Below are 18,568 nucleotides of genomic sequence, written 5' to 3' on the forward strand. Positions count from 1 at the left end.
GTGAGGGGCGTCAGGCGCTGGCCTGTGCGCGTAGCCAGGCAATTTCCTGATCCCAGATGGCCGGCTCAACGGTCTCCAGAATCATCGGAATATCATCCGTTCGCGCATCCTGCATGATCGTGACAAACCCTTCACTGCCGATATTGCCCTGACCCAGGCTGTGGTGGCGATCCACGCGGCTGTCCAGGGTGCTTTTGGCATCGTTGAGGTGCATGCCGCGCAGGTATTCAAAACCCACCACAGCCTCAAACTCATCCAGCACGGCCCGGGTGGAGGCTTGCGTGCGCAGATCATAGCCACCGGCGAAGGCGTGGCAGGTATCGATGCACACGCCCACGCGGGATTTGTCATCCACCTGCTCGATGATGTCGGCCAGCTGTTCGAATCGATAGCCCAGGTTGCTGCCCTGACCGGCGGTGTTTTCGATGACGGCCGTTACACTTTTCGTTTGTGACAGCGCCTCGTTGATCGATTCGGCAATAATCTTCAGACACTCGCTTTCGCTGATCCTGCGCAGGTGGCTGCCCGGATGGAAATTGAGCAGGGTCAGGCCCAGCTGCTCGCAGCGCTGCATCTCGTCGAGAAAGGCGGCGCGTGATTTGGCCAGTCCCTCGGCTTCCGGATGACCCAGATTGATCAGATAGCTGTCGTGGGGAAGGATCTGACCGGGCTCGAAGCCGTGGTGGGCACATGCCGTTTTAAAGGCATCGATCACCTTGTCGTCCAGCGGTTTGGCCTTCCACTGACGCTGGTTTTTGGTAAACAGGGCAAAGGCGTTGGCGCCAATATCGACGGCGCGTTTCACGGCCTGATCGACGCCGCCGGCGGCGCTGACGTGTGCTCCGATATATTTCATGACAATCCGACAGGACTCTGGTGTTGCGGGAAAGACGTCATGGTACGCAATCATGACCATGAGTGCTTGAATGGCGCTGATAGCAAGCCTTTGGAGCACCACCCCCGGTCGAGCCACGCCCGCCGGGGGAGATGTCGGTCACCGTGGCGCTGTCGCCACGTTATTTCTGAGCCTTTTTCTTCTGCTTGTGGCGACGCTGGATCAGCCCCTGTTTGTGATCCTTTTGAGCTTCAAGATCACCGCGAATCTGGGCATGGCTGATCAGGGCAAAGATGAAGGTCCCGCCGACCACGTTGCCGGCAAGCGTGGGCAGGCCGAAGTGGAACAGGAACTCGCCCCAGCTGGCGCCGCCTTCAAAGACCAGGTACAGCACCTCGCTGGCGCCCACGATGATATGGGTCAGTTCGCCAATGGCCATGACGTAGGTAATGATCAGGATGATCCAGACCTTGGCCTGATCCGCTGCCGGTATCAGCCACACCAGGGTGGCAATCATCCAGCCGGCCACCACACCCTTGGCGAACATTTCGCCCGTCGTATTCTCCATGACGTGCTCTGCCAGGGTGGTAAAGGCGCCCTGGGTCGAGGCGTCAAAGATGGGCAGGTGCAAAAAGGTCCAGGCGGAAATGGCGGCGCCGATCATGTTGCCGACCAGTACCACACCCCATATACGGCTCAAAGAGCCGAAGTTGGCCAGCGTCGGATGACTCATGACCGGCAAAACGGCCGTCACCGTGTTTTCGGTAAACAGCTGTTGGCGGGCCAGAATCACCACGATGAAGCCGATCGTGTAACCCAGACACTCGATCAAAAATCCGGTATCGCTTTCCGGCAGGTTGGCATGCAAGAGACCGCGCGCCACCATGGAAAGGCTCATCGAAATGCCGGCGGCGATGGCGGACCATAAAAGCGCCATGGAGTCCCGCGACAGCTCCTTCTGGCCATCCTTGCGAAGCCGCTGGTGTACGGCGGCCGCCTGCGAGGGCAGCTCGCGGGCCTGTTCGTTGGCAACCTCTTCGACCTCGCGACGATCTTCCGGGGTGTTCTCCGGTGTCGCATCCTGCTGTTCCTGCTCTGAAGTCTCGGCATCCAGACCGCCTTCAAAGTCATCCTGCGCCTGCTTGTTCTGGTCCTGGCTCATATGGCGTGCCTGTTGGTTGTCCCGGTAATCGATGAGCTTAGCGTAGTCATGCGGCCCCTGAATCAACAGGACATGTTGGCCGGGCTCCGGGCCGCCTGTACAGTGCCGGCTCGTATTTTAAAAGAGTCTGATGATGGGCCATTCTGCCGGCAACCGTCGCCTGATCATGATGATGATGGCGCTGATCGTACTGACCCCCATGGGGGTCGATATCTTTTTGCCTTCGCTGCCCATGCTGGCGCAGGATTTTGCGCTGGATACGGCCGGCATCAAATGGTCCATCACCCTGTATCTCATCAGCATGGGGGCGGGGCAGCTGGTGGCCGGTCCGCTGGTGGATGCCCTCGGACGACGCCCCATGGCGATGGCAGGGGCGCTCGTTTATGGTCTGGCCGCAGGGCTGTGTCTGGTGGCCGATCAGATCACGCTCTTTTATATCGGGCGCCTGATGCAGGGATTTGGCGCCTCGCTTGCCACCGTGGTGGCATTTTCGTGCGTGCGTGATCGTTTTGAAGGCGAACGTCGGGCGGGTATTTACAGTTTTTTGAATGCGGCAGTCTGTGTGGTACCGGCGCTCGCCCCCTTGCTGGGAAGTGTGCTGGCCGCCTTCTGGCACTGGCGCGCCAGTTTTGTGTTCATGGTGGCGTTTGCTCTGGGCGTGACCCTGTTTTGTCTCTGGGGCCTTGAGGAGACCAGACCGCCAGGCCGACGGAAAAATCATTGGTCGCGTTATGGCCATGATGTTTTAGCCATTCTGCGCGATGGGCATTTTGTCTTTCATGCCATGATTGCCATGACCGGAATGACGGTCATTCTGATCTATGTCACCACGGCCCCCATATTACTGATTGACCAGGCCGGATTGAGTGAGCTCGCCTTCGGCGGCTGGTTTGGCGCCGTGGCCGCCATCAATGTGCTTTCCTATTTTCTGGCTCCCCGGCTGATCGCTCGTCTGGGCCAGCAACGCGCCATCCATGCAGGCCTTGCCATCATGGTGGCGGGTGGGGTTTTTCACGGCCTTTTTTACAGCCTTGTCGGACCGGGCGTGGCCACCTTCATGCTGCCCAACGCTGTCATGGTGACCGGTTTTTCATTGACACTTGGCGCGGCGTTGAGTCTGGCCCTTGAGCCCTATGCCGACAGGGCCGGACTTGCGTCGTCGCTTGCCGGGTGCTGCCAGATGGGGGGTGGGGCACTGCTGGCCTCGCTGCTGACCCTGCTACCGCTACCACCTCAATGGATGCTGGCCCTTACAGGGGTGCTGGGAGCAGGTGGCTTGCTGCTGGCGGCAATTCTTGTTTTTCATCGGCATCCGACGGTGTCATGACGGGTTACCTCTATTGTCGGCATGTCACCGATAAGTAAAAAAAGACAGCGTTTCATTATGACTACTGAGAAAAAGGGCTTCTGACGCTAGAATGGCGTTTAACCTAGCCTTCAACATGAACATGTTTTGTGTCGCTGTGGCATTTTTGAACGTATTGCGCGCTGAAAAGTGGCGTAAAATGCTGCGCTTGTACTGCTGGTATGAAAGTGCAGTGTCGTGGTAAACAGGCCTGCCCAGTTCAATAAAGCATACGCTGTCATGCATGGCTGCCCTGAGATTTTTTCCTGCATGACGGTCACCGTATGAACCATACCTTTTTATATATCAGGGCACTTCAAGGATGCTTATGAGGAATGTTGCTGTGACGTCTTATCTGAAAACCTCCGGTAGTTCCGCGGTTTACACTACCCTGAAAAAAAGTGCCATGCTGGCTTTCGGGGTGGCTTCACTGTTTTCCGCTCAGGCCGTGCTCGCATTTGACTTCAATGATGTCAGCCAGGAGGCTCAGGAGCTTGCACAGCGTGGCTACAGTGCGCCTCAAGGCAATCTCCCCGGTTCACTTTCCGGACTGAATTTTCAGCAGTATCAACAGATTCAGTACAAGCCTGCCCAGTCGCACTGGCGTAGCGAAAACCTGCGATTTGATCTTGGGTTCTTTCATGAGGGAATGCACTACAACACGCCCGTGACCATCAACGAAGTCAATGGCGATGATGTGCAGGAACTGAAATTCTCGCCGGACAATTTCAACTACGGCAATCTTGATATCGACAAGTCGAAGTTCAAGGATCTTGGTTTTGCCGGTTTCAAGATCAATTATGGGGACAACCCCGACAAGAAAAACGAGTCGATGGTGTTCCTTGGCGCCAGTTACTTCCGGGTGGCCGGCAAGAACCAGCGCTATGGTCTTTCAAGCCGCGGGCTGGCCGTGGATACCGGACTTAACTCGGGAGAAGAATTTCCTCGCTTCAAGGAGTTCTGGGTCGTCAAGCCGCAGGGGGATGATCGCTACCTGACCATCTATGCGCTGCTCGATTCGCCCAGCGCGACCGGTGCCTATCGCTTTATTCTGCGTCCGGGTCAGGACAGCGTGGTCGATGTGCAGTCGCGTCTTTTTCTGCGTCGTCAGGTCACCAAGCTGGGCATCGCGCCGCTGACCAGCATGTACCTGTTTGGGCCCGAGCAGCCGTCCGGGGACAGCAATTATCGTCCCGCCATTCATGATTCCAATGGCCTGCAGCTGGCCACCAGTGACGGGCAGTGGTTGTGGCGTCCGCTGGCCAATCCCAAACGTCTTTCAGTCGATACCTTCCCGGCCAACAATCCGCGCGGTATCGGGCTTTTGCAGCGCGATCACCAGTTTGACAACTATCAGGATATCCAGAATCGCTACGACCTGCGTCCCAGCGCCTGGATCGAGCCACAAAACGGCTGGGGTGACGGTCAGGTAGAGCTCGTACAGATTCCGACGCCGGATGAAACCAATGACAACATTGTCAGTTTCTGGCGTCCGACCCAGGAACTGCCGACCAATCAGCCGCTGGATTACAACTACACCATTAACTGGACGCTCAACGAGTCGCGCTATCACACGCCCGATCTGGGCTGGGTGGCACAGACCCGTCGCGCACGCGGTGAGGTGATTCAGGACAATCTGGTGCGCAAAAACGACGACAGCACGCTGTATGTGGTCGATTTCGTGGGGCCGAACCTCAAGTCGCCGGGCAGCAATGCCAATATCCAGGCCGATGTCGATCTGGGTGACAACGGTCAGGTCGTACGCAGTGAAGTGGTTCGCAACCCTGCCATGGGCGGGTATCGCCTGAAGTTGAGCGTCAAGGCCAACGACACCTCAAAGCCGGTCAACATGAAGGCTTTTCTTAAAAATGGTGATTCGCGCCTGACGGAAACCTGGAACTACGTGCTGCCTGCCAATGAGTGATGATGCCTATTCAAGCCCGGCCCGGGCGTATCTCGAGCGCCTGGCGCTCGGGACCCGGGAGCTGGGAAATCGACGAGAACTGCTGGCGCTGGCTTCTCAGGATACGCCCCTGTTTCAGATCCATGAGGAGCTCGGCAAACAGCATCTTTTACAGGACGACCCTTCCAGTGCTTCGGTGCTTCGGCGCCTGGAACTCGCCTACGGGACGGCACCGCTGGCACCGCCGGAGGTGCTTGGAACCGACAAGGCGGGGCGTGTCTGTCTCAAGACCATGCCGCCCATCGAGCGCACCTCGATTGCGCCTCACCCCTGGACCACCAGCCCGATCAAGCGCCTGAAAAAGGGCTATCATCTGCGCCGTGGCAATCTAAAGCCTCGCGAGCGCAAGACCCGTGCCCCCGAGGCACCCTCGGCGGCGCGCTGGAAAATGGTCGGGTCGATGCGCCGCTGGACCCTTCTGGCGCTGGTCATGGTGCAAAGTGCCGTGGCCGTCTGGTACATGAGTACCGTGCTGCCGTATCAGGGCGCGCAGCTGCTGGAAGTGGCTGAGCTGGTACTTTTTGCGCTGTTGTTCTGCTGGGTGTCGGCCGGTTTCTGGACGGCACTGATGGGGTTCTTTCAGCTGCTGAAGGGACGGGACAAATACAGTATTTCGGCCACCAGTGCCGGCGATGAGCCGATCGATCCTTCGGCCAGAACCGCGATTGTCATGCCGATCTGTAATGAGGACGTCAACCGCGTATTCGCCGGGCTCAAGGCGACCTACGAGTCCGTGCAGCGCAGTGGCAATATTGAGCACTTTGATTTCTACGTGCTCAGTGACAGCTATGATCCTGACACCTGTGTCGAAGAAAACCATGCCTGGCTGCGACTGTGCCGCGAAGTCGGTGGGTTCGGCCGGATCTTCTATCGGCGCCGTTCGCGTCGGGTCAAGAAAAAGAGCGGCAACATCGACGATTTCTGCCGTCGTTTTGGCGCCAAGTACCGCTATATGCTGGTCATGGATGCCGACAGCGTCATGAGCGGACGCTGCCTGACCCGTCTGGTACAGCTGATGGAAGCCAATCCGGACGCGGGTATCATTCAGTCAGCGCCGCTGGCCGCCGGCAGTAACAACCTCTATGCCCGACTGCAGCAGTTCGCTACCCGGGTATATGGACCGCTGTTTACGGCGGGCCTGCACTTCTGGCAGTTGGGAGAGTCCCACTACTGGGGGCATAACGCCATTATCCGCGTTGAGCCTTTCATGTATTACTGCTCGCTGGCACCGCTGCCGGGCAAGGGGGCCCTGTCGGGTGAGATCCTGTCACACGACTTTGTCGAAGCCGCACTGATGCGTCGTGCCGGCTGGGGTGTGTGGATTGCCTATGACATGCCGGGCAGCTATGAAGAGATGCCGCCCAACCTGATCGATGAGCTGCAGCGCGATCGGCGCTGGTGTCAGGGCAACATCATGAACTTCCGGCTGTTTCTGGTGCGCGGCATGCATCCGGTACACCGGGCGGTATTCCTGACCGGGGTCATGTCCTATCTGTCGGCGCCGCTCTGGTTCCTGTTTCTGATGCTGTCCACGGCGCTTCTGGCCGTACATACCCTGACCACGCCCGAGTATTTCACCGAGCCCATGCAGCTGTTTCCACGCTGGCCCGAGTGGCATCCGGGCAGGGCGGTGGCGCTCTTTTCCACCACGCTGACGCTGCTTTTTCTGCCCAAGATCCTGAGTGTCATCGTGATCTGGGCCAAGGGCCCGCGCTACTACGGCGGCGCAGTTCGGCTTGGCTTTTCGATGATCATCGAGTCGCTGATATCGATGCTGCTGGCGCCGGTACGCATGCTCTTTCATACCCGCTTTGTACTGGCGGCGTTGATGGGGATCGAGGTCAAGTGGAAATCGCCCCAGCGTGACTTCAGCGAGACGACCTGGAAGGACGCGTTCATGCGTCACGGCGGGCAGACCGTGTTCGGCATTATCTGGACACTGTTTGTTCTCTGGCTGGACCCGCTGTTTCTGCTCTGGCTGTGGCCTATTGTCGGAGCGCTGATGCTGTCGATCCCGGTGTCGGTGATCACCAGTAAGGTCGGACTGGGGCGGGCTGCCTTCAGAGGGCGGATGTTTCTGATTCCAGAAGAGTCCAATCCGCCGCGGGAGCTGCGAGCCACCTGGCGCTTTGTGCGTAATGCTCGCCGTCAGCCGCCGGCACCGACCTTTGTGCAGACCGTAGTCAATCCCATCGACAACGCACTGGGCTGCGCCATGGGGGTGGCACGCCATAACAAGTCCGAGGCGATCGAATCGCAGCGTCAGTCCATGGTGCGCCAGGCGCTGGTGGGTGGGCCCGACAAGATGTCCATCAAGGAAAAGCTGCTGGTGCTGGATGATCCGGTCATGCTTTCAAGGCTCCATTACCATGTGTGGGATCGAAGCCAGCAATATCCTGCCTGGATCGATGAAGCCTATGCCGATGATCCGCCACCGCGCTTTATCTAGACGGGCGGTCTGACGCAAAAAGGCCCTGCCATTGGCAGGGCCTTTTTCATGTTCGTACTGGTTGGTGTGAGAACGGGTAAAAAAGAAGCCATAAAAAAGGGCCCCCAATTGCCGGGCCCTCTGGATGCTGCACACTACTCGGCCATCAGGCCGTGTGGAAATCCAGGCCGTTTTCAGTGGCCTTGATGATGCCAACGCGCACAACAAAGTCACCGAAGTATTCGCCTGCTTCACGTTCCCTGGCGTAGCGATGAATCATCGGCGTCAGCTCTTCGAGAATGGTCTTCTCGTCGATGTTCTCGCGATACATCTTGTTGAGCCGGGTGCCGGTAAAGTCGCCGCCCAGATAAAGGTTATAGCGACCGATCGCCTTGCCGACAAAACCGATCTCGGCCATGAAAGGACGTCCACAGCCGTTGGGACAGCCGGTCATGCGCACGATGATTGGATCGTTTTCCAGCCCGGCGTCCTTCATGATGGCATCGAACTTGTCCAGCAGCGTGGGCAGATAGCGCTCGCTCTCTGCCATCGCCAGACCGCAGGTGGGGAAGGCCACACAGGCGATCGAATGCTGGCGCAGGGGAGTAACGTCCTTGAGCATGCGATAGCGATCGATGATGCCATCAATCTGCTCGCGCAGTTCAGGCTTCACATTGGTGATGATCAGGTTCTGATTGCAGCTCAGCACGATATCGCCGTCATGAATAGTGGCGATTTCACGCATCCCGGTCATGATCTGCATGCCGGCATGAATGGGGTTGTCATCTTCGTAGTCGCGAATACGTCCGTTCTCGACGAACAGACCGTAATGCCACTGCCCGTCCTCTCCCTGATACCAGCCGAGAATATCGCCGGTGGTAGTGAACTCAAACGAACGCTCTTCGCCCAGCGCATAACCCAGGTATTTTTCTAGCTCGGCCCTGAAGCCGTCGGCGCCCATGGTGTCGACGGTATATTTCAGGCGTGCATGCTTGCGGTTCTTGCGGTCGCCATTGTCCCGCTGAACCAGCATGATCTTTTCGGCTACGTCTACGGTTTGAGCGACATCGCAGTAACCGATGACCGTGCCCCGGCGCGGATAGGTCTCCGGCTCGCCGTGAGTGGAGCCCATGCCGCCGCCGACCGCAACATTGAAGCCCTTGAGTTCGCCATCCTCGACAATCGCGATGAAGGCGACGTCGTTGGTCAGAACGTCAGTCTCATTGTCCGGCGGTACGGCCAGGCCGATCTTGAACTTGCGCGGTAGATAGTGCTGGGTATAAAGCGGCTCGGTAACCTCTTCTTCAGGACCACCGGCCACACGCTCTTCGCCCAGAAAGATCTCGTGATAGGCGCGTGTGCGGGGCAGCAGATGGTTGCTGATCTCGGCGGCCAGATCGTAGACCTGCCGGTGCACCGCCGAGCGATGCGGATTGGCCGTCGAGGTGACGTTACGGTTGACGTCGCCGCAGGCGGCGATGGTGTCAATCATGGCGTCGTTAACCGTTTTCAGATGCGCGCGCAGATTGCTCTTGAAAACCCCATGATACTGAAAGGTCTGACGCGTGGTGATGCGCAGCGTGCCATTGGCATAGTGGCGTGCCACATCATCCAGGGTGAGCCACTGCTCGCTGCTCATGCGCCCGCCGGCAATGCGCAGACGCACCATGAAAGAATAGAGCGGTTCCAGCTTTTTCTTGCGGCGCTGATCGCGAACGTCGCGATCATCCTGCATGTAAAAGCCGTGGAACTTGGTCAGCTGAGTATCGTCAGAGCTGACAGCGCCGGTGGCGTTGTCAGCCATGTTTTCCATTAACCGTCCACGAAGGTAGTCGCTACCGACCTTGAGACTTTCGTTGGCGGCGTAGTCATCAAGCGACTCGTCACGGAGTTTGGCAATAATATCGGTCATGTTCAGTATACGTCCCGCTGGTAGCGTTTGGACTGCTGGAGATCGCGGATATACTGGGCTGCAGCGTCCTCATCAAGACCACCGTGCTCTTTTACAATATCCAGCAGTGCCTGGTGTACGTCGGCTGCCATGCGCTCGCCATCGCCACAAATATAGAAATGGGCGCCACGCTCAAGCCAGGCGTAGAGTTCCGCCCCCTTTTCCCGAATGCGATCCTGTACGTAGATCTTCTCAGCCTGGTCGCGTGAAAAGGCAACGTCCAGGCGCGTCAGCAGGCCCTTTTCTCGCCAGTTCAGCCATTCGGCCTGATAGAGAAAGTCGGTGTGAAAATGCTGATCGCCAAAGAACAGCCAGTTGTCACCTTCGGCATCGGCATCGTCACGTTCCTGCATGAAGGCGCGAAAGGGCGCTACGCCTGTGCCCGGACCTACCATGATAATCGGTGTGCTGTTGTCGTGCGGCAGTTTGAAGTTCTTGTTGCGATCAACATAGATCGGGATCTTGTCACCGGGCTCGACATGATCGGACAGATATCCGGTGGTGACCCCGTTACGGGCCCGTCCATGCGCTTCATAACGCACGACACCCACGGTCAGGTGAACTTCGTCGGGATCAGCGTTATAGCTTGATGCGATCGAATAGAGGCGCGGCGGCAGCTTGCGCAGGGCCTGGGTAAATGTAGCGGCATCCAGGTTGTCGACCGGGAACTGTTCGATCACATCAATGATGTGGCGGCCGTAGACCCACTCCTTGAACTCATCCCGCGCCTCGTCACTCAGAATGCGACGCAGTTCGGCGTTATCGCTGAGGTCGGCCCACTTTTCGAGAAACGGCCGCGTCAGCGTGGTGACTTCAAACTCGGCCAGCAGGGCATCACGCACCTTCTTGCCGGTATCGAGTTCGGTGTCATGGCTGATCCTGAGCTTTTCCAGAAGCTCATCGACGTAGGCGGGATCGTTTTGTGGCACCACGCCCAGCGCATCGCCGGGTTCGTAAACGAGACCGGAGTCCTCCAGTGACAGCTCGATATGACGGGTTTCCTTGCTGGAGCCATCGTCATTGAGAATCACCGTGTCGAGGATTTCGGCATAGAAGGGGTTCTTCTTGGACCACTGGCTTTCACCCGCCGATGCTGCCGGGGCGCCCTGTTCAGCCGCCGCCGTTGTGGCACCGGAAAGTTCGGCGTAGCGCGCCAGTACGGTCTCGATCCAGGCTTCCGCCGGCTCTTCGTAGTCAACGTCGCAGTCGACGCGATCACTGATACGCTCGGCACCGAGTTCGGCCAAGCGGGCGTCGAACTCCTTGCCCATCTGACAGAACTGATCGTAGCTTGAGTCGCCCAGTCCCAGCGCGGCAAAGCGATGGCCGTCGAGCTTGGGCGCCTTGCGGCCATTGATCAGCTCATAAAAGCCGATGGCCGTATCCGGTGGATCGCCTTCTCCTTGGGTGCTGACCACAACCATCAGGTTGGTGGGATCCTTGAGATCCTTTTTGGTGGCATCTGCCATATCGAGCAGACGAACGTTAAAGCCATGGGCCTTGGCGCGATCGCGCGCCTGTTCGGCCACGCCTTCGGCGTTGCCGGTCTGGCTGCCATACAATACGGTGATTTCGGGTAGTGCGGAGGCGGTCTGTGTTGCACCTGCAGGTGACGCAGCGCTCAGCTGGCCGCCGGACGCGTTGAGTCCGGCGAGATACCCACTCAGCCAGGTCATCTGATCGCGATCCATGCCGCCCAGCACGTCATTGAGACGCTGGGCCTGATCGCCATTCAGAGGACTGTTGGTATCGAGCAGGGGGCCTTGTGACATCGTGGATATCCTCATCTGTCCCCGGGGGAGGAAGGCGAATGCTAGCGACCTCCCCAATGAATTAAAAGGTATAAATTATAATGCTTTTATAATTTAAAGGAATTAAAGGCAGGTCAGGACTGCCGGCATTATCGTTTTGCTGCATCGAGCAACCCATGGTGCTGACAGGACTGTCCTGCGAGTGCCAGTAATGACGGTCAGCACGCGTGTCTTCAGCGCTGACGCGCCGTGTGGGCACAATACCGACGGTCTTTCCAGCAGGTGCGAGCAAAAGCGTCGGTGAATGTAGCATGCCTGCAGCGTCTGACATCAGGCCGTTACGATCGAAAATGCCGATGGCTTGTCCGGATAATAAAAGCGACGGAGTATACCTGCATCGAGCAGGGGGCACGAACCATTCACATCAATAATGGTCAGGAGGGCATTGGCGGGGATTTTCAACGAGACGTCCGCTGTCAGTGTCATCATGAAGATGAAGTACGCTGGATGGCGTGGTAATTTTCACTGTTTTTTGTCTGGCGTGCCGATACTTGTGTCTGCCATGGCGTGCTGTCTATATCACCTCGACGAGTGCCTGATACGACGGCGTTTATCCCGTCACTGCACCGTTGTTCCTCAACTCGATAAACAGGAGTGCGATATTGAATTTCTGGCTGATTGTGAATGGCAAGGGAGTCGGGAATCCTGAGCTGCGCGAGGCAGTGAATCGCATCCGGGATGAGGGCGTGAATCTTTCGGTCCGGGTCACCTGGGAGAGCGGCGATATTGCGCGCTTTCTTGAGGAGGCAGTGGATCAGCAGCTCGACCGCATTATTGTGGCAGGGGGTGACGGTACACTTCACGAGGCCACCAATGCGCTGATGGGGATCGATGCCTCGAAGCGTCCTGCGCTGGGCATCATTCCCATGGGAACAGCCAATGATTTTGCCACTGCCACGGGTATCCCGGGGCCGCCTCTTGATGCGCTCTCACTGGCGGTTTACGGCACGCCCCGGGCCATCGATGTGGCTCGTATCAACGACCTGTACTGTCTCAACATGGCCTCCGGCGGCTTTGGCGCCAAGGTCACCAGCGATACGCCGCCGGCCCTGAAAAAACTGCTGGGGGGAGGGGCCTATTCGCTGGTGGGCGTGATGCAGGCCTGGCGCTTCGAACCGTTTCGCTGTCATCTTCAGACCAACGATGGCAACTACGAGCGCGATCTGATCGTGCTGGCGATCGGTAATGGCCGTCAGGCCGGCGGCGGCCAGGAGCTGACGCCGCGAGCCCTGCTTAACGATGGTCTGCTGGATGTGCTGACCGTTGAAGCCTTTTCGCTGAGCCGAATAGGCAGTGCCATTCATGAGCTGAGAGAGCTCCCCACCGATGGCAAGCTGGTGCGCTACCATCAACTGACGTCGATGGATTTTCAGAGTGAAACGCCTCTGCCCATCAATCTCGATGGCGAGTTTCACGAGTTTACGCAGGCGAGAATCGAAGTCTGCCCTGGCGCCCTGTCGATCCTGCTTCCCGATGAGTGTCAGCTTTTGTACGAGGGCAAGCCCAGAAGCCGGCGGGGTCGCAGCAGCTAGCAGATTTTCGCCCTTCACTCGGCAACATCTGGCATTAACCTGAACGTTACAAAATGACGACTGCATGACAGTTATCGGAAGACTATAAATAGTAGGCTCATCAATTTAACACGTAGTATTGATACGTTTACGTGCATGAACTGGTCTACGCTTTCCAGAGTGCGCAGAATCGGCGTGAGCCGTTTCAGGGGCAGTATTGGTTACCGCTCCGGTGCCGTATCTGTTGACGTGGCTTTTATCTGAAGCAATCAGGGAGGTATTCATGAAAGGGAAAACAATCGCGGCAGCAAGCCTTGCCTTTACCATGGCGCTCGGTCTGAGTGCCTGTGGCCAGGACGATCCGGCTGATGAGGCAGGTGATCAGGCCCAGGAAGCCAATGAGACCAGCCAGTCCATGGATGGCGAGGGCGCCAATGCGACCTCTGATGGTGCCGCTGATCAGGCCGGTACCGACGATGGTGACATGAACGATGACACCATGGGTTCCGACACAGGCAGCACCATGACTGAAGATGGTGATACTGACACTGACGATTCAGGCACCATGCAGGGCATGAATGAAGCTCAGGAAAGCACTGATGAAAGCACCGGTGCACGCGAGGGCGGTACAGGTCACACGGCAACCAACTCCAGCTCATCGGGCACCATGAGTCAGGCAGAAGAAGCCGAGCAGATCAACAACTCCTCAAGCAATACGCAGTAACCCGACAGGGCAGGTCGCCATGCGGCCTGCCGGTTCGACCGGCAGAAAGCGGGTTTCAGAACCTGCCGATCGTCGAATATAAAACTGCCGGATATAAAAAAGCCCGCGCCATGGCGCGGGCTTTTTGCAAGGCGGGTGCTGATACAGGGATCAGTCCGTGGCCTTGATGTTGGCGGCCTGAAGGCCTTTCTTGCCCTGAGTCACCTCAAAGGAGACCTTCTGGCCATCCTGAAGCGACTTGAAGCCTTCAGCCTGAATCTCGGAGAAGTGCGCGAAGAGATCGTCGCCACCGTCGTCGGGAGAGATAAAGCCATATCCCTTTGTGTCGTTAAACCATTTGACAGTACCGGTTGCCATCTTTGATGTCCTTGCTCTATTTGCAGTGATACCGAGCCGCAGCCCGTTTATGCGTTGGGCTTTCAGAGGAATGTTGATCGAGGAATCGGTCAGACATTCTACCTGCAAAGCTACCTCTGGAAGCATGATTCAGTATCCTGAGAAAGGTCAAGTGCAATTTGCCAATCTTCAGGTGCATGCCATTATGCATTGGAACGATCAGCATTGGAGGCAGGACCGATGAACGTCCAGAACGTCGATTATCAAAATGCTCAGGCCGCGCAGCAGTTCACGCAGTCCCTGCGTGAGACCGGCTTTGGCGTAGTGCGCAACCACCCTGTACCGAAGGCGCTTGTAGAGCGGATCTATGCCGGGTGGGCAGCCTTTTTTGAAGATGAAGGCAAGCATCAGTGGCGTTTTGACCCCGCAACCCACGCCGGTTTTTTCCCGGCGAGTATCTCCGAGACCGCGAAGGGGCAAACGCAAAAGGATCTCAAGGAGTACTTTCATATCTACCCCGGGACGAAGGTGCCCGACAGCCTGCAGGCCGATATCGATGAGTACTATCGAATCGCTCAGGAAGTGGCCGAGACGCTTCTGGGCTGGATTGAAGCCAATACGCCTGAGGATGTCTCAACACGCTTTAGTGAATCGCTCTCCAGCATGATTCGCGACAGTCACCAGACGCTTCTACGCGTACTTTACTATCCGCCGTTTGAAGGTGGTGAGAGTGCCGGTGCCGTACGTGCGGGCGCGCATGAGGACATCAACCTGATCACCGTGTTGCCTGCCTCAAATGAAGCAGGACTGGAAGTCAAGGGACGCGATGGGCAGTGGTTGCCCGTGCCCTGTGATCCGGGCCAGCTGATCATCAACGTCGGCGATATGCTGCAGGAAGCCTCAAGCGGGTATTTCCCCTCCACCACACACCGGGTGGTCAATCCTGAAGGCGCCTCGCGTCAGCGCGCACGTCTGTCCCTGCCGCTGTTTCTGCACCCCAGACCGGAGGTGACGCTCTCCGAGCGCTATAGCGCCGATGGCTATCTCAAGGAAAGGCTCAAGGAGCTGGGCGTATCATGAGTGCTGTCACGTCACAGCCGCTTTGGCCGCTGGACTGGCGCCCCGGCAATCATACGGATGACCTGCGCTTTGCTCAGCAGCTGGTGGAGGAGACCATGTCTCCCTACTGGCAAAAGCGGCGCATGGTCTTCAGTCGCCAGCTTTTCAGGGATCAGTGGGTGCGTCTGGAAACGGCCATCATCATGCGTGATGAGCAAAGAGCGGGGCTGATTGCCTGGGATGTGGTGGACGGCATTCACCATCTTCGCGAACTGCACCTGACGGCGCCGTGGCGGGGCCAGGGCATCGGTGGTGAAGTACTGTCACACTGGATCGAGCGGCAGGAGTCACTGGGCGCGAGAAAGATGCGTCTCAAGGTCTTCACCGAAAATCCGGCGCGTCGACTCTATGCGCGCATGGGCTTTCAGGTCATGCCCAACTCGGGCGAAATATCGGGGCTTTTGCACATGGAGAGACGTACGTGACGTCTCACTATCGCACTTTCCGATATTGACTGTTTCACCGCCTGCCACCATATCGGGTGCAGTACCACTACCTTGAAGGGCAATCGCATGTCTGCACCCGAACACGCTCCAACGCAAACTACGCCTGCCACGCAGGGCACCCATAATATGCTCATGGGGTATCTGCTGTGGATTTTTGGTTTTACCGGTGCGCATCGTTTCTATTACGGCAAACCCGTGACAGGCACGATCTGGTTTTTCACCTTTGGTCTTTTCCTGATTGGCTGGATTGTCGATCTCTTTCTTATCCCGCTCATGGACCGTCAGGCCGACCTGCGATTTCAGCGCGGCAGCAGAAATTATACCGTTAGCTGGGTACTGCTGACTTTTCTTGGAGCATTGGGCATCCATCGCATGTACATGGGCAAGTGGATCACGGGTGTCATCTATCTGCTGACCGGCGGGCTTTTCCTGCTGGGCGTACTCTATGATTTCTGGACACTCAACGATCAGCTGTCGATAAAACACGAACGCGAGCGCTAGATCCCGATGCAGGCATCCTGTTATGGCCTCTGAATCAAAAGCCGTTATTTATGCTGCCATGGCCGGCAATCTGGCCGTGGCCGTGACCAAATTCGTGGCCGCTGCCATCACGGGCAGCTCGGCCATGCTCTCCGAAGGCATCCATTCCGTGGTGGACACCGGCAATCAGATTCTGCTGCTGCTGGGCATGCATCGTGCCCAAAAGCCCGCGGATCAGGATTTCCCGTTCGGCTACGGCAAGGAGGTCTACTTCTGGAGCTTTGTGGTCGCCATTTTGATCTTTGCGATCGGCGCCGGGGTCTCATTTTACGAGGGTGTGGTCCATGTACTGTCACCCGAGCCCATGTCGTCGCCTCTGATCAACTACATTGTGCTGGGGCTGGCGATTGTCTTTGAAGGGGCCTCCTGGCTTTTTGCCCTGCATGGCTTTCGCAAGGCCAAGGGCAAGTGGGGGTACGTTGAGGCAGTGCAGCGCGGCAAGGATCCTTCGCTTTTCATGGTGCTGTTCGAGGATTCGGCGGCAATGCTGGGGCTTGTGGTGGCACTGGGCGGCGTCTGGCTGAGCCAGGTGACCGGCAACCCCGTATTTGATGGGGTAGCCTCCATCGTGATCGGCCTGATACTGGCAGGCACCGCCGTATGGCTTGCCATCGAAACCAAGGGACTGTTGATCGGCGAGAGTGCCAACCGCCGTGTTGTGGAAGACATTCGAAAGACGGTTGGACGTCACGCTCAGGTCGAGGCCGTCAATGAAGTGTTGACCATGCATATGGGACCGAATTTTATTCTGGTCAATCTGAGCGTGCGCTTTAATCAAAGCATGCCGGCCGAGAGGCTCGAGCGAGTCATTGCCGAGCTGGATCAAAGCCTCAAACAGCAGCATGACGAGATCAAGCGGATCTTTATCGAGGCCGAGTCCAGTCTTGAAGGCGGTGTCTTTCGGCCGCGGGCCCTGACACCAGGTCCATTTGATAAAGATCGGCTCATTCACGACAGCAATACGGATATTCATGACACAAACCACCAGTCTCAGTGAACTGATGACCTCGCTGGATGAAGAGCACGAGGGCGATGATGTCAGTATCAACGATATTTTAAAGACCTTTGAATCCCGTGGGTTCGGGCCATTGCTGGTTATTCCCTCACTGCTGGCGCTGGTCTGTCCGGTCCCGGGTATTCCAACCGCCTGCGGATTGTTTATGGCACTGATTGCGGTTCAGCAGGTGTTCGGGCGTTCCCACCCCTGGCTACCGGAGCGTCTACGTGGGGTGTCCATTGACGCTGATCGTTTCCATCGGATGGTGGTTCGCGTCAAGCCCTGGGCCAAACGGTTTGAGACTCTTTTCAAGCCGCGGCTTGAATTTATGGATACCAACACAGCACGACGCGTGGTGGCCGTACTGGTCACGTTGTTGAGTCTGTCCATGGCGCCGCTGGAGCTTTTACCCTTCGCGGCCGCTCTGCCGTCTGGAATGTTGCTGTTGATTTCACTGGGCATGATCGCGCGTGATGGTCTGGTAATGCTGGTGGGGCTGGTCATTGCCGTGGTAGGCGCGCTATGGCTGGGAGTGATGCTATAGCTTTCTGTCATCATCATGGTGGCGCTATCTGACCATCTGGTAGAGAAGTTTTCGTCAGCTTTGTCAGTGTCTCGTGCCAGCGTCAGAGGGAATCCGGACGATGTCTTCGCATGATTGGGGCTGCTCAAGCGCCTTGTAGAGATGCCGCTACAGCAGATTCGAGACATCAGGCTCTGCAGCGGATATCCGGTGATTACCGGATTCATTTACCAACGCACTATGGATATTCATGGCAGAAACCACCAGGCTCAGTGACCTGATGACGGCGCTGGACGAGAAGCACGAGGGGAGCGAGGTCAGCCTCAATGATGTTCTGGAAACCTTCCATTCGCGCAGTTTCGGCCCGCTTCTGGTCATGCCACCACTGATTGCGCTGGCCCTGCCCATTTTTGGCCTGCCTACCGTCTGCGGCATCGTGACGGCGCTGGTCGCCATTCAACAGGTCATGGGCCGCCGCAATCCCTGGCTGCCCAAACGCCTGCGTCACCTTTCGATTAACGGTCAACGCTTTCATCGAACTGTAGAGAAGGTCAATCCATGGGTGAAGCGTCTGGAGCGTCTTTTCAGGCCTCGCCTGGCCTTCATGGACAACGATGTTACTCATCGCGTGGTGGCGCTGTTTATCGTATTGATCAGCCTGTCCATTCCCTTTGTCGAGCCCCTGCCAATGGGGCCGGCGTTGCCCTGTGCCATGCTGCTGCTGATAGCGCTGGGCATGTTGATGCGCGATGGCCTGGCAACACTGACGGGGCTGATCGTTGCCGTGGCGGGCATGGCATCGCTGTTGTTGCTGCTATAGCGCGGTTGTCGCAGCCATCAAAAAAGGGACCCGGCAGGGCCCCTTTTTTGATGCCGA

16 protein-coding genes are annotated in these 18,568 nt (G+C 57.4%); 11 read left to right on the plus strand and 5 right to left on the minus strand.

Annotated elements, in window-relative coordinates:
* Window positions 1–10: 10 nt before the first annotated feature.
* The gene (gene nfo / locus C8D72_RS02895) at window positions 11–856 is read right to left on the minus strand and encodes a deoxyribonuclease IV (RefSeq protein ID WP_115852889.1); all 846 of its coding nucleotides are present in this window, start codon (window positions 854–856) and stop codon (window positions 11–13) included.
* Between the two features lie 160 nt (window positions 857–1,016).
* Window positions 1,017–1,997, minus strand: coding sequence for a formate/nitrite transporter family protein (locus C8D72_RS02900; protein WP_115852890.1), 981 nt, complete (start codon window positions 1,995–1,997; stop codon window positions 1,017–1,019).
* A 130-nt stretch (window positions 1,998–2,127) separates the two neighbouring features.
* Between C8D72_RS02900 and C8D72_RS02905 the strand changes: the two genes are divergently transcribed.
* From C8D72_RS02905 to mdoH, 3 genes are all read left to right on the plus strand, one after another.
* Complete coding sequence (locus C8D72_RS02905) at window positions 2,128–3,324, plus strand: multidrug effflux MFS transporter (RefSeq protein ID WP_115852891.1); 1,197 nt, start codon at window positions 2,128–2,130, stop codon at window positions 3,322–3,324.
* A gap of 361 nt (window positions 3,325–3,685) precedes the next feature.
* The gene (locus tag C8D72_RS02910; protein ID WP_245955121.1) at window positions 3,686–5,266 is read left to right on the plus strand and encodes a glucan biosynthesis protein G; all 1,581 of its coding nucleotides are present in this window, start codon (window positions 3,686–3,688) and stop codon (window positions 5,264–5,266) included.
* Window positions 5,259–7,754, plus strand: a complete 2,496-nt coding sequence (mdoH, locus tag C8D72_RS02915) for a glucans biosynthesis glucosyltransferase MdoH (RefSeq protein ID WP_115852892.1) — start codon at window positions 5,259–5,261, stop codon at window positions 7,752–7,754. Before C8D72_RS02910 ends, mdoH begins: the two co-directional genes overlap by 8 nt.
* 145 nt (window positions 7,755–7,899) lie before the next feature.
* On the opposite strand, the gene C8D72_RS02920 is transcribed toward mdoH, so the two are convergent.
* Together C8D72_RS02920 and C8D72_RS02925 are read right to left on the minus strand one after the other, a co-directional pair.
* Window positions 7,900–9,645, minus strand: a complete 1,746-nt coding sequence (locus C8D72_RS02920; RefSeq protein WP_115852893.1) for an NADPH-dependent assimilatory sulfite reductase hemoprotein subunit — start codon at window positions 9,643–9,645, stop codon at window positions 7,900–7,902.
* A gap of 2 nt (window positions 9,646–9,647) precedes the next feature.
* The gene (locus tag C8D72_RS02925) at window positions 9,648–11,456 is read right to left on the minus strand and encodes an assimilatory sulfite reductase (NADPH) flavoprotein subunit (RefSeq protein WP_115852894.1); all 1,809 of its coding nucleotides are present in this window, start codon (window positions 11,454–11,456) and stop codon (window positions 9,648–9,650) included.
* A 641-nt stretch (window positions 11,457–12,097) separates the two neighbouring features.
* Here C8D72_RS02925 and yegS point away from each other — a divergent pair.
* Together yegS and C8D72_RS02935 are read left to right on the plus strand one after the other, a co-directional pair.
* Window positions 12,098–13,027: a lipid kinase YegS gene (yegS, locus tag C8D72_RS02930; RefSeq protein WP_245955122.1), complete on the plus strand. Its 930-nt coding sequence runs from the start codon at window positions 12,098–12,100 to the stop codon at window positions 13,025–13,027.
* 262 nt (window positions 13,028–13,289) lie between these two features.
* On the plus strand, window positions 13,290–13,730 hold the full coding sequence (locus tag C8D72_RS02935; protein WP_115852895.1) for a hypothetical protein: 441 nt from the start codon (window positions 13,290–13,292) through the stop codon (window positions 13,728–13,730).
* 150 nt (window positions 13,731–13,880) lie between these two features.
* Here the strand turns inward: C8D72_RS02935 and C8D72_RS02940 are convergent, their stop codons facing one another.
* Complete coding sequence (locus tag C8D72_RS02940) at window positions 13,881–14,087, minus strand: cold-shock protein (RefSeq protein WP_115852896.1); 207 nt, start codon at window positions 14,085–14,087, stop codon at window positions 13,881–13,883.
* A gap of 219 nt (window positions 14,088–14,306) precedes the next feature.
* Here C8D72_RS02940 and C8D72_RS02945 point away from each other — a divergent pair, with 219 nt between their 5' ends.
* The 6 genes from C8D72_RS02945 to C8D72_RS02970 all read left to right on the plus strand — a co-directional run bounded on the left by C8D72_RS02945 (window position 14,307) and on the right by C8D72_RS02970 (window position 18,511).
* Window positions 14,307–15,146, plus strand: a complete 840-nt coding sequence (locus C8D72_RS02945) for an isopenicillin N synthase family dioxygenase (RefSeq protein ID WP_115852897.1) — start codon at window positions 14,307–14,309, stop codon at window positions 15,144–15,146.
* Window positions 15,143–15,610: a GNAT family N-acetyltransferase gene (locus C8D72_RS02950; RefSeq protein WP_115852898.1), complete on the plus strand. Its 468-nt coding sequence runs from the start codon at window positions 15,143–15,145 to the stop codon at window positions 15,608–15,610. Before C8D72_RS02945 ends, C8D72_RS02950 begins: the two co-directional genes overlap by 4 nt.
* Before the next feature lie 87 nt (window positions 15,611–15,697).
* Window positions 15,698–16,132: an NINE protein gene (locus C8D72_RS02955; protein ID WP_115852899.1), complete on the plus strand. Its 435-nt coding sequence runs from the start codon at window positions 15,698–15,700 to the stop codon at window positions 16,130–16,132.
* Window positions 16,133–16,154: 22 nt separating this feature from the next.
* Window positions 16,155–17,168 (plus strand): cation diffusion facilitator family transporter, encoded by a 1,014-nt coding sequence (locus C8D72_RS02960; RefSeq protein ID WP_115852900.1) that lies wholly within the window; start codon window positions 16,155–16,157, stop codon window positions 17,166–17,168.
* A complete protein-coding gene (locus C8D72_RS02965) occupies window positions 17,143–17,712 on the plus strand; it encodes an exopolysaccharide biosynthesis protein (protein ID WP_115852901.1) in 570 nt (189 codons plus the stop codon). Before C8D72_RS02960 ends, C8D72_RS02965 begins: the two co-directional genes overlap by 26 nt.
* A gap of 229 nt (window positions 17,713–17,941) precedes the next feature.
* Entirely contained in the window at window positions 17,942–18,511 is a 570-nt protein-coding gene (locus C8D72_RS02970) for an exopolysaccharide biosynthesis protein (protein WP_115852902.1), read from the plus strand.
* The last annotated feature ends 57 nt before the right edge of the window (window positions 18,512–18,568 follow it).

The sequence above is a fragment of the Kushneria indalinina DSM 14324 genome, from assembly GCF_003385845.1.
In the GTDB taxonomy this organism is placed as follows: Bacteria; Pseudomonadota; Gammaproteobacteria; order Pseudomonadales; family Halomonadaceae; genus Kushneria; species Kushneria indalinina.